Source organism: Escherichia sp. MOD1-EC6021 (assembly GCF_002965245.1).
Taxonomy (GTDB): Bacteria; Pseudomonadota; Gammaproteobacteria; order Enterobacterales; family Enterobacteriaceae; genus Escherichia; species Escherichia coli_F.
Window position 1 is genome coordinate 194,536 of record NZ_PTRU01000002.1, and the last position, 11,561, is coordinate 206,096.

Here is an 11,561-nt window from a genome sequence, read left to right on the forward strand (position 1 = left end):
TTAACGGATCTCAACCATGGCACGACCGCCGCGCGCTGGCACCAGTTCGCCAATCGCCGTCAGTTCAATGCCAAACTCGGCGGCTGTAGCTTTGACCTCATTTTCTGCTTCCGGCATGACCGCCAGCAGCAGACCGCCAGAAGTTTGCGGATCGCACAGCAGATCGCGCACTTCACGCGGCATTTCACCCATCAGATGCCCATAGCTGGCAAAGTTACGTTCGGTGCCGCCAGGCACTGCGCCCAACTTAATGTACTCTTCAACCCCCGGCAGTTTCGGGATCGCTTCATAGTCGACTCGCGCCTGCACACCAGCACCCTGACACATTTCGCTCAAATGCCCCAGCAGACCAAAACCAGTCACGTCAGTCATCGCTTTTACGCCTTCGATGTTGGCAAAGGACGCGCCTGCGATGTTCATCCGGCACATCACTTCCGTCGCTAGTCCCTGATGTTCTGGTTTCAGCAGTGATTTTTTCTCAGCCGTAGTAAGAACGCCAATTCCCAGCGGTTTCGTCAGGAACAGTTTGCATCCGGCTTGTGCAGTACTGTTTTTCTTCACCCGCTCGGTCGGTACGATCCCCGTTACCGCCAGACCAAAAATCGGCTCCGGCGCATCGATGGAGTGACCGCCAGCCAGCGCAATACCCGCCTGACGGCATGCATAGCGTCCACCTTCGGTTACTTCGCGGGCAATTTCAGGGGAAAGTTTGTTAATAGGCCAGCCGAGGATCGCAATCGCCATAATCGGTTTGCCACCCATCGCGAAGATATCGCTGATGGCGTTAGTCGCCGCAATGCGGCCAAAATCGAAAGGATTATCAACGATCGGCATAAAGAAGTCGGTGGTACTGATAACGCTGGTGCCATTGCCCAGATCGTACACCGCCGCATCGTCGCGGGTTTCATTACCCACAAGCAAATTCGGATCAACAAACTTCGCCTGCTCACTGTGCAGGATGGTTTCCAACACTTTTGGGGAAATTTTACAGCCGCAACCTGCACCGTGGCTGTATTGGGTCAAACGAATCGAGTTCTCGCTCATGGACATCTCCTGTCAATGCAATCCGGGTATGGTAACCCTCATTCCATGAAGTGATAAGTGAGAGTGTCTGAATTCCTGCGCCTTTGCTCACAATCCAGACAGTTTCGCGACAATTATCAGAAATAAGTCACAAACGGCGTCGGGTCCGGAACGTTTATCGATGTAGATGCTTTCAACTGCGGCGTACCAAGGTAGAGAAAACCGACAATTTTATCCTGCTCACGGCAACCGAATGCTTCACGCACTACCGGACTTTCAGTTAATGCGCCACTGCGCCAGATGCCGCCAAACCCCTGGGCAACTGCTGCCATTTGCATCGCCATGACCGCACATCCCGCAGACATTTCCTGTTCCCAGCGCGGGACTTTATGATTTTCTTCGCATTTTGCCACCACCGTTATGATGAGCGGTGCGCGGAACGGCGCATTACGCGCTTTGTCGATAGCTTTGTCATCACTACCGGCAGCAATCGCCCCCTGTTCCAATAATGCGCTGAAACGCTCGCGTCCTTCCCCTTCAATCACAAAAAAATGCCACGGTTGCATGGACTTATGGTCCGGGGCACGCATACCCGCACGCAGGATGTTTTGCAGTTGTTCACCCGTTGGCGCAGGTTCAGCCAGGCGGGAGGCGCTACGGCGATTGATCAATAGTTCGAGTGCATCCATTTGATTAACTCCTGTCATGATATTTATTCACAAAATTAACACGAGAGTGGATTTTGTTACAGCACAGTCCGCAATTCCTGCTGACAAGTGCCGGTTGGGTCATTACGATAACCACATCTATTGCGCCTGTGACAGGTGTGACCTTAAGTTGGGAGAATACATGCGAACCCTTTGGCGATTTATTGCCGGATTTTTTAAATGGACGTGGCGTCTGCTGAATTTCGTCCGTGAAATGGTACTTAACCTGTTCTTTATTTTTCTCGTACTGGTTGGTGTGGGGATCTGGATGCAGGTCAGTGGTGGTGATTCGAAAGAAACGGCCAGTCGTGGCGCGCTGCTGCTGGACATATCTGGTGTAATCGTCGATAAACCCGACAGTTCTCAGCGGTTTAGTAAGCTAAGCCGCCAGCTCCTTGGTGCCAGTTCCGACCGTCTGCAGGAAAACTCACTGTTTGATATCGTCAACACCATTCGCCAGGCGAAGGACGACCGCAATATCACCGGTATCGTGATGGATCTGAAAAACTTCGCAGGCGGCGACCAGCCGTCTATGCAGTACATCGGCAAAGCCCTGAAAGAGTTTCGTGACAGCGGGAAGCCAGTTTATGCCATAGGCGAGAACTACAGCCAGGGGCAATATTATCTCGCCAGTTTCGCCAACAAAATTTGGCTATCTCCACAAGGCGTGGTGGATCTGCACGGTTTTGCTACCAACGGTCTGTACTACAAATCGTTACTGGATAAGCTGAAAGTCTCCACCCATGTGTTCCGCGTGGGTACGTATAAATCTGCCGTTGAACCGTTTATTCGTGATGATATGTCACCGGCAGCCCGCGAAGCTGACAGCCGCTGGATCGGTGAGCTGTGGCAAAACTATCTGAATACTGTTGCCGCTAACCGGCAGATCCCTGCTCAGCAGGTATTCCCTGGTGCGCAAGGGTTGCTTGAGGGTTTAACCAAAACAGGTGGCGATACCGCGAAATATGCGCTGGAAAACAAGCTGGTCGATGCACTGGCATCAAGTGCCGAAATCGAAAAAGCTCTGACCAAAGAGTTCGGCTGGAGTAAGACTGATAAAAATTATCGCGCCATCAGTTATTACGATTACGCATTGAAAACGCCGGCAGATACCGGTGACAGCATCGGTGTCGTCTTCGCGAATGGCGCAATTATGGATGGCGAGGAAACTCAGGGGAATGTTGGCGGTGATACCACTGCGGCACAAATCCGCGACGCTCGCCTTGACCCGAAAGTGAAAGCGATTGTTCTGCGTGTTAATAGCCCTGGCGGCAGCGTTACCGCCTCTGAAGTGATTCGCGCTGAACTGGCAGCCGCCAGGGCAGCGGGTAAGCCTGTGGTTGTATCGATGGGCGGCATGGCGGCATCTGGTGGTTACTGGATTTCCACGCCAGCTAATTACATTGTGGCTAACCCCAGCACCCTGACCGGTTCTATCGGTATCTTCGGCGTGATCACTACCGTAGAAAATAGTTTGGATTCGATTGGTGTTCATACCGATGGCGTCTCAACTTCACCGCTGGCGGATGTTTCTATCACCAAGGCACTGCCGCCGGAAGCGCAGCAGATGATGCAGTTAAGCATTGAGAATGGCTATAAACGCTTTATCACGCTGGTTGCTGATGCGCGTCATTCGACGCCGGAGCAGATTGATAAAATCGCCCAGGGCCACGTCTGGACCGGTCAGGATGCAAAAGCTAACGGGCTGGTCGATAGTCTCGGAGATTTCGATGATGCGGTTGCCAAAGCAGCAGAGCTGGCAAAAGTGAAACAGTGGCATCTGGAATACTACGTTGATGAACCGACCTTCTTCGACAAAGTGATGGACAATATGTCTGGTTCTGTCCGGGCAATGTTGCCAGATGCGTTCCAGGCCATGTTACCTGCACCGCTGGCCTCGGTAGCCTCTACCGTTAAAAGTGAAAGCGACAAGCTGGCAGCGTTTAACGACCCACAAAACCGTTATGCGTTTTGCCTGACCTGCGCCAACGTGCGTTAAATCCTGCAAAAATGTGGCCGATATGCTGTCGGCCACACTCCTGAATCGGACTGTCTTTCACTCCCTCTCTCCACTACATTCCCTTGCTCATTTAGCATCTGATATGGAGTCATCAGTGAATAAGGCCCCCTCTTTAATTGCCGCTATCGTCCTCGGACTGGGGATTAGCGCCTGTGGTTATTTTGTTGGCGATGGTGTTAAACATTTAAAAACCAATAACCGTTATGTAAATGTGCGTGGGCTTTCTGAAAAAGAAGTTCGCGCAGATACGGCAGAATTAACAATTGCGATTAACTTTAAGGGTAATATTCCCGGCGAACTGTTCCCGAAACTGGAAGACGCGCAGAAAAAAATTGTTGCCGAACTCAATGCTCAGGGGATTAACGAGAAAGAGATAACCCTGGGCCAATGGACAAGCAAGCGAACAGATTCCTTTTATCTGAAAGATGATCCCACAATGCCACGCTATAACGCAGACGGGTCAGTGACGATAAAAACCCATAATGTTGCTGCTGTCGAAAAAGTCGTCGCGAAATTAAACGAACTGCAAGTCGCTACGGAGGGCGCTATCGCTGAGAGCAAAGTCGCCTATCGCTTTAATGGTATTGGCGCACTGCGCGCTGAGATGATTGCCGCCGCCACCAAAGATGCACGCAACGCAGCATTACAATTTGCAACGGACTCAGGTAGCCAGGTGGGGTCAATTAGCGATGCCTCACAAGGCGTGTTCCAGATCTTCGCCAGTGGCAGTGATGAAGATGATCCTACGGCGATTAATAAAACGGTACGCGTAGTAACCACCGTAACCTATGCGTTGCAGGATTAACCACTTTTCTCCGGCGGGACACTAATCCCTCCGTTCTGCCGGACTTTTCTCATATCCACAGAGTATCCAGGTGCGCTCGCTGCCCCTCACGTATATACTTTTGCTCTTTCGATATCATTCATATCAATATCATGCAAAAGAAATCAATTTACGTCGCCTACACGGGCGGGACCATCGGGATGCAGCGTTCCGAGCAGGGTTATATTCCGGTGTCAGGTCATCTACAACGCCAACTGGCGCTGATGCCGGAATTCCATCGCCCGGAGATGCCAGATTTCACCATTCATGAATATACGCCGCTGATGGACTCTTCAGATATGACGCCAGAAGACTGGCAGCATATTGCTGAAGATATTAAAGCGCATTATGACGACTATGATGGTTTTGTCATTCTGCACGGCACCGACACGATGGCGTATACCGCCTCTGCGCTGTCGTTCATGCTCGAGAATCTCGGTAAACCGGTCATTGTGACAGGGTCACAAATCCCGCTGGCTGAGTTACGCTCTGACGGACAAATTAATCTGCTGAATGCGTTGTACGTTGCGGCGAATTATCCTATCAACGAAGTAACTCTCTTTTTTAATAATCGACTTTATCGTGGCAACCGTACCACCAAAGCCCATGCCGATGGTTTTGATGCGTTTGCCTCTCCAAACCTGCCTCCGTTACTGGAAGCAGGTATCCATATTCGTCGTTTGAATACGCCACCCGCCCCGCACGGTGAAGGGGAATTGATCGTTCATCCAATCACCCCACAACCGATTGGCGTAGTGACGATTTATCCAGGGATTTCTGCTGACGTCGTGCGCAATTTTCTGCGCCAACCGGTGAAAGCATTGATTCTGCGCTCATATGGCGTGGGTAATGCGCCACAAAACAAAGCCTTCCTGCAAGAATTACAAGAAGCCAGCGATCGCGGTATTGTGGTGGTCAACCTGACACAATGTATGTCCGGTAAAGTGAACATGGGGGGTTATGCCACCGGTAACGCCCTCGCCCATGCCGGCGTTATTGGCGGTGCAGATATGACTGTAGAAGCCACGCTAACCAAACTGCATTACCTGCTTAGCCAGGAACTGGATACTGAAACCATTCGCAAGGCCATGAGCCAAAACCTGCGCGGCGAACTGACGCCGGATGATTAAGGAGACTGCAATGCCCCCTCGCGCCCTGTTACTGGTCGATTTACAAAATGATTTCTGTGCTGGTGGCGCGCTCGCCGTGCCGGAAGGTGACAGTACGGTGGATGTCGCTAACCGCCTGATTGACTGGTGCCAGTCGCGCGGTGAAGCGGTTATCGCCAGTCAAGACTGGCACCCGGCGAATCACGGCAGTTTTGCCAGTCAGCACGGTGTAGAGCCTTATACGCCAGGCCAACTCGACGGTTTGCCACAAACCTTCTGGCCAGATCACTGTGTGCAGAACAGTGAAGGCGCACAATTACATCCGTTACTGAACCAAAAAGCGATCGCAGCGGTGTTCCATAAAGGCGAAAATCCTTTAGTTGACAGTTACAGTGCCTTTTTTGATAACGGCCGTCGGCAGAAAACCACGCTCGATGACTGGTTACGTGATCATGAAATCGATGAATTGATCATTATGGGCCTGGCTACTGACTATTGCGTGAAGTTTACCGTGCTGGACGCGTTACAGTTAGGTTATAAGGTTAATGTGATTACCGATGGTTGTCGTGGCGTGAATATCCAGCCACAGGACAGTGCGCACGCGTTTATGGAGATGTCAGCAGCTGGGGCAACGCTATATACGCTGGCAGACTGGGAAGAGACGCAGGAGTAATATTAGTTGAATACATCTCTGGCCTACATTTCCTCATTGACATCGTAGGCCAGGTTATACTCGTCAGTGTTGCATTTAACCTATCAACCGCTAAATCGAACAATCAAGACGTCAAACAAGTATTTTTGTTCGCACTTAATAACAGACTCAAAAAGCTGAATAATTCAATCATTTAAACATGGCAATAGGCTTTGCTGAGATACCAAAATCTTCTTTTAACTGTTGTTTGCTCTTCATAACCATCTGACCATGTGTGTCAATTGTCATATGCTGTGCTTCGGTATTATGGCGGGCTTGCCACAGCATCACCAGCTGTAGGCAGTTCTCTTTTTGTTCCTCGGTCAGCGCAACGCCATCGGGCCATTTCCCCAGCTCAACGGCAGTCGACAAACGCTGGTATACATCAGGCGTCATGCTGTTGATAATGTCATCAAGATTCATAATTTTTCCGCTCCTGTGGAATAAGTTGCTGAATCGTTTTTTCAACCGTTGATTTCTTCGCCGTTTTCGCCATCGGTAAAGCGTAAAGAGGCTGAGTTAACACAATAACGTTCACCCGTTGGCTGCGGCCCGTCGGGGAAGACATGCCCCAGATGGGCATCACAGTTACCGCAACGAATTTCTATGCGCTGCATTCCATGTGACAAGTCTTTGATATAACGAATGGATTCTTCACTCACCGGTTCGTAGAAACTGGGCCAACCACAGCCGGAATCATACTTGGTTTGGGAATGAAACAGCGGGGCATCGCAGATCAAACAGTGATATACGCCGTCACGCTTGTTATGCAGTAAACGACCCGTAAATGGCGGCTCTGTCCCATGATTCTGCGTCACGTAGAACTGCATCTCGGACAAATTTTTTTTCAGTTCTTCTGCCGAAGGTTTATTAGCCATTTGCTCACATCTCACTTTAATCGTACTCACATTACGTGACTGATTCTAACAAAACATTAACACCAACTGGCAAAATTTTGTCCTAAACTTGATCTCGACGAAATGGCTGCACCTAAATCGTGATGAAAATCACATTTTTATCGTAATTGCCCTTTAAAATTCGGGGCGCCGACCCCATGTGGTCTCAAGCCCAAAGGAAGAGTGAGGCGAGTCAGTCGCATAATGCTTAGGCACAGGATTGATTTGTCGCAATGATTGACACGATTCCGCTTGACGCTGCGTAAGGTTTTTGTAATTTTACAGGCAACCTTTTATTCACTAACAAATAGCTGGTGGAATATATGACTATCAAAGTAGGTATCAACGGTTTTGGCCGTATCGGTCGCATTGTTTTCCGTGCTGCTCAGAAACGTTCTGACATCGAGATCGTTGCAATCAACGACCTGTTAGACGCTGATTACATGGCATACATGCTGAAATATGACTCCACTCACGGCCGTTTCGACGGTACCGTTGAAGTGAAAGACGGTCATCTGATCGTTAACGGTAAAAAAATCCGTGTTACCGCTGAACGTGATCCGGCTAACCTGAAATGGGACGAAGTTGGTGTTGACGTTGTCGCTGAAGCAACTGGTCTGTTCCTGACTGACGAAACTGCTCGTAAACACATCACCGCTGGTGCGAAAAAAGTGGTTATGACTGGTCCGTCTAAAGACAACACTCCGATGTTCGTTAAAGGCGCTAACTTCGACAAATATGCTGGTCAGGACATCGTTTCTAACGCTTCCTGCACCACCAACTGCCTGGCTCCGCTGGCTAAAGTTATCAACGATAACTTCGGCATCATCGAAGGTCTGATGACCACCGTTCACGCTACTACCGCTACTCAGAAAACCGTTGACGGCCCGTCTCACAAAGACTGGCGCGGCGGCCGTGGTGCTTCCCAGAACATCATCCCGTCCTCTACCGGTGCTGCTAAAGCTGTAGGTAAAGTACTGCCAGAACTGAATGGCAAACTGACTGGTATGGCGTTCCGCGTTCCGACCCCGAACGTATCCGTAGTTGACCTGACCGTTCGTCTGGAAAAAGCTGCAACTTACGAGCAGATCAAAGCTGCCGTTAAAGCTGCTGCTGAAGGCGAAATGAAAGGCGTTCTGGGCTACACCGAAGATGACGTAGTATCTACCGATTTCAACGGCGAAGTTTGCACTTCCGTGTTCGATGCTAAAGCGGGTATCGCTCTGAACGACAACTTCGTGAAACTGGTATCCTGGTACGACAACGAAACCGGTTACTCCAACAAAGTTCTGGACCTGATCGCTCACATCTCCAAATAAGTTGAGATGACTCTGTGATCTAAAAAGAGCGACTTCGGTCGCTCTTTTTTTTACCTGATAAAATGAAGTTAAAGGACTGCGTCATGATTAAGAAAATTTTTGCCCTTCCGGTCATCGAACAAATCTCCCCTGTCCTCTCCCGTCGTAAACTGGATGAACTGGACCTCATTGTGGTCGATCATCCCCAGGTAAAAGCCTCTTTTGCATTACAGGGCGCACACCTTCTCTCGTGGAAACCTGCGGGTGCAGAAGAAGTTCTGTGGTTGAGTAACAACACACCGTTCAAAAATGGCGTCGCCATTCGCGGTGGCATACCGGTTTGCTGGCCGTGGTTTGGTCCGGCTGCACAACAAGGTCTGCCTGCGCACGGTTTTGCCCGCAACCTGCCGTGGACGCTGAAATCACATCGTGAAGATGCTGATGGTGTAGCGCTGACTTTTGAATTGACACAAAGCGAAGAGACGAAAAAATTCTGGCCGCACGACTTTACGCTGTTAGCGCATTTCCACGTGGGTAAAACCTGTGAAATCGATCTTGAAGCACACGGCGAATTTGAAACTACCTCTGCTCTGCATACCTACTTTAACGTGGGTGATATCGCTAAGGTAAGCGTCAGTGGACTAGGCGATCGCTTCATTGATAAAGTAAATGACGCGAAAGAAGATGTACTGACCGACGGTATTCAGACCTTCCCTGACCGTACCGATCGCGTGTATCTGAATCCGCAAGATTGCAGCGTAATTAATGACGAAGCGCTGAATCGTATTATCGCCGTAGGCCACCAGCATCATCTGAACGTTGTAGGCTGGAACCCAGGACCGGCGCTTTCAGTTAGCATGGGCGATATGCCGGATGATGGCTACAAGACCTTTGTTTGTGTAGAAACGGCATACGCTTCAGAAACGCAAAAAGTCACCAAAGAGAAACCTGCACATCTGGCGCAATCCATTCGCGTTGCGAAACGTTAATTTGCGTTAATATTGTGTGCCGGGTGCGATGCATCCGGCACGTATCAACATCACACCATATCCAACGCAGTTTTTCCTTTTGGTGCCGGATACGCTTTATCCAGCATAACTAATTCCGCTGACGAAAGTTCAACCTCAAGCACATCCGCATTTTGTTGGACATGTGCGACAGTTGCCGCTTTTGGAATCGCCATCACACCCTGATGGCTGATTACCCACGCCAACAATACTTGTGCCGCACTGATATTGTGAGCATGTGCAATTTCGTTGACTACCGCATTTTTTAACAGTCCATTGCGCAACCGCCCGGCCTGGGCTAATGGACTGTAAGCCATCACCGGCATCTGCTGTTTCTGGCACCAGGGAAGTAGATCGTACTCAATCCCTCGTGAACCGAGATGGTAAAGCACCTGATTAGTGGCACACTGATTTCCCCCCGGCAGCTGCCAGAGTTCCTGCATATCGGCATAATCAAGGTTAGAAACGCCCCAGCGGCGGATTTTTCCCTGGGCGATCAATTTTTCCATCGCTGCGACAGTCTCTTCGAGAGCGAAACTGCCAGACCAGTGTAATAAGTAGAGATCGAGATAATCAGTATTGAGACGGCGTAAACTGGCTTCGCATGCATTTATCGCTTTTTGCCCGCCAGCATTCCACGGATAGACTTTAGAGACGAGAAAGACGTTCTCACGCAGACCGATTAATGCTTCCCCAACCACTTTTTCGGCACCGCCATCGGCATACATTTCGGCGGTATCAATGAGGGTTAAACCGAGTTCAATGCCCGCGCGTAGTGCAGCAACTTCTGTTTTGCGCTGACTGGCATCTTCGCCCATATACCATGTACCCTGCCCTATGGCTGGCAGTAAGACATCGCCACTAAATTGAATCATTTTTTGTTGCATTGTTTCCTCCCAGGTATTGCACCACCGTAATGCAAAACAGGGCGTTACGCCCTGTTTTTATGCACAAAATGCCCTGGAAAGATGCATTATCAGAATTTGTAGGTGATCCCGGTAGAAATCAGGCCAGTCCAGGATTTATCCACCATTGGGCTGTCAGTAACTTCATCAGACAGACGGGTGTAGCGCGCGGTACCGTAAACACTCCAGTCACCGAGGAAGTTGTAGCTGGCACTCAGCTCCAGGTAAGGGCTCCAGCTGTCGTTCGGGTTATAGCCACGCAGACCGCTGCGAGTGGACTCTTTGCGCGATACGCCATAATAGTATTCGTTCTGGTTTTCGCTGTTCCACTGCACACCAATACCCGGAGTCACGGTCAGGCCACCGTTGGTGTAACGATACAACCAGGCCATATCCCAGACGATGCCGTTGCTGTTATCCAGGGTATCGCCAGCCAGGGTGGTACGCAGGTAACCGTACTGGGTAAAGTGAGCATAAGACAGACCAGCCATCATGGTGCTCTTACGGTCATCCAGGTGACGCATTTGGTGATCGCCACTGTCTTTAGCTTTGAAGTAAAGCGGCGACCAGTAAGCGGTAATTGAAAGTTTATCCGTTGCGTCATTCCACAGGTAGTAACCACCACCTAAGCCACGGAACCAGAAGTTATCGCCTTCATAGTTGATTACCGGTACTGGGTAAACATCGGTATCGTAATCTTTATATGGGTGTTCAACGACACCTACGCCTGCGCCCAGGGAAAATTTACCTTCAGCGTGCGCTACGCCTGCAGACGTTGCGATAAGCACTCCAAGTGCCAGAAGTTTGAGTTTGGTCACAATTAATCATTCCTTAAACAAATGTTTAGCGGGCGACAAAGTTTACCCGTCAATACATCGAAACCCAACCTTTTTACGTTTTCATTTTTTAAAGTAACTGTTTAATTTTCCTGACGCAGATGACACCACGCTTACAGCCAAATGAATTATGCGTTACTGGCGACCCTGGTCTTTACATTAATTATGCAAATTTTATGGATGAGTTGTTGATATGCCATTGAAATTAAGAAAGCCGTGCAGGCAAGTTTTCCATTTGCCATCTAC

The 11,561-nt window shown here is 49.8% G+C and carries 12 protein-coding genes; 6 read left to right on the forward strand and 6 right to left on the reverse strand.

Translation table 11 applies throughout. From position 1 onward, the window contains the following. Together selD and BEB54_RS03170 are read right to left on the reverse strand one after the other, a co-directional pair. The gene (selD, locus tag BEB54_RS03160) at positions 1-1,044 is read right to left on the reverse strand and encodes a selenide, water dikinase SelD (protein WP_001295485.1); all 1,044 of its coding nucleotides are present in this window, start codon (positions 1,042-1,044) and stop codon (positions 1-3) included. Positions 1,045-1,160: 116 nt separating this feature from the next. Next, positions 1,161-1,712 carry an NAD(P)H nitroreductase gene (locus BEB54_RS03170; protein ID WP_000339269.1) on the reverse strand — a complete coding sequence of 184 codons (552 nt, stop codon included), beginning with the start codon at positions 1,710-1,712 and terminating at the stop codon, positions 1,161-1,163. A gap of 160 nt (positions 1,713-1,872) precedes the next feature. Here BEB54_RS03170 and sppA point away from each other — a divergent pair, with 160 nt between their 5' ends. From sppA to pncA, 4 genes are all read left to right on the forward strand, one after another. Beyond that, complete coding sequence (gene sppA, locus BEB54_RS03180) at positions 1,873-3,729, forward strand: signal peptide peptidase SppA (RefSeq protein WP_088541829.1); 1,857 nt, start codon at positions 1,873-1,875, stop codon at positions 3,727-3,729. 115 nt (positions 3,730-3,844) lie between these two features. Next, complete coding sequence (locus tag BEB54_RS03185) at positions 3,845-4,555, forward strand: SIMPL domain-containing protein (protein WP_001030438.1); 711 nt, start codon at positions 3,845-3,847, stop codon at positions 4,553-4,555. A 131-nt stretch (positions 4,556-4,686) separates the two neighbouring features. Beyond that, on the forward strand, positions 4,687-5,703 hold the full coding sequence (gene ansA, locus BEB54_RS03190) for an asparaginase (RefSeq protein WP_001170162.1): 1,017 nt from the start codon (positions 4,687-4,689) through the stop codon (positions 5,701-5,703). Between the two features lie 10 nt (positions 5,704-5,713). Continuing rightward, on the forward strand, positions 5,714-6,355 hold the full coding sequence (pncA, locus tag BEB54_RS03195; RefSeq protein WP_001135079.1) for a bifunctional nicotinamidase/pyrazinamidase: 642 nt from the start codon (positions 5,714-5,716) through the stop codon (positions 6,353-6,355). A gap of 168 nt (positions 6,356-6,523) precedes the next feature. Here pncA and BEB54_RS03200 read toward each other — a convergent pair whose 3' ends face one another. Together BEB54_RS03200 and msrB are read right to left on the reverse strand one after the other, a co-directional pair. Then, positions 6,524-6,796 carry a YeaC family protein gene (locus BEB54_RS03200; RefSeq protein ID WP_032303188.1) on the reverse strand — a complete coding sequence of 91 codons (273 nt, stop codon included), beginning with the start codon at positions 6,794-6,796 and terminating at the stop codon, positions 6,524-6,526. Positions 6,797-6,837: 41 nt separating this feature from the next. Next, entirely contained in the window at positions 6,838-7,251 is a 414-nt protein-coding gene (gene msrB, locus BEB54_RS03205; RefSeq protein ID WP_001284618.1) for a peptide-methionine (R)-S-oxide reductase MsrB, read from the reverse strand. Positions 7,252-7,592: 341 nt separating this feature from the next. Here msrB and gapA point away from each other — a divergent pair, with 341 nt between their 5' ends. Next, positions 7,593-8,588, forward strand: coding sequence for a glyceraldehyde-3-phosphate dehydrogenase (gene gapA / locus BEB54_RS03210; protein WP_000153502.1), 996 nt, complete (start codon positions 7,593-7,595; stop codon positions 8,586-8,588). A gap of 83 nt (positions 8,589-8,671) precedes the next feature. Further along, the gene (locus BEB54_RS03215; protein ID WP_088541827.1) at positions 8,672-9,556 is read left to right on the forward strand and encodes a D-hexose-6-phosphate mutarotase; all 885 of its coding nucleotides are present in this window, start codon (positions 8,672-8,674) and stop codon (positions 9,554-9,556) included. 50 nt (positions 9,557-9,606) lie between these two features. Here the strand turns inward: BEB54_RS03215 and yeaE are convergent, their stop codons facing one another. Continuing rightward, a complete protein-coding gene (gene yeaE / locus BEB54_RS03220) occupies positions 9,607-10,461 on the reverse strand; it encodes a methylglyoxal reductase YeaE (protein WP_105276947.1) in 855 nt (284 codons plus the stop codon). Positions 10,462-10,550: 89 nt separating this feature from the next. Continuing rightward, complete coding sequence (gene mipA / locus BEB54_RS03225) at positions 10,551-11,297, reverse strand: scaffolding protein MipA (RefSeq protein ID WP_074527090.1); 747 nt, start codon at positions 11,295-11,297, stop codon at positions 10,551-10,553. Between the last annotated feature and the right edge of the window lie 264 nt (positions 11,298-11,561).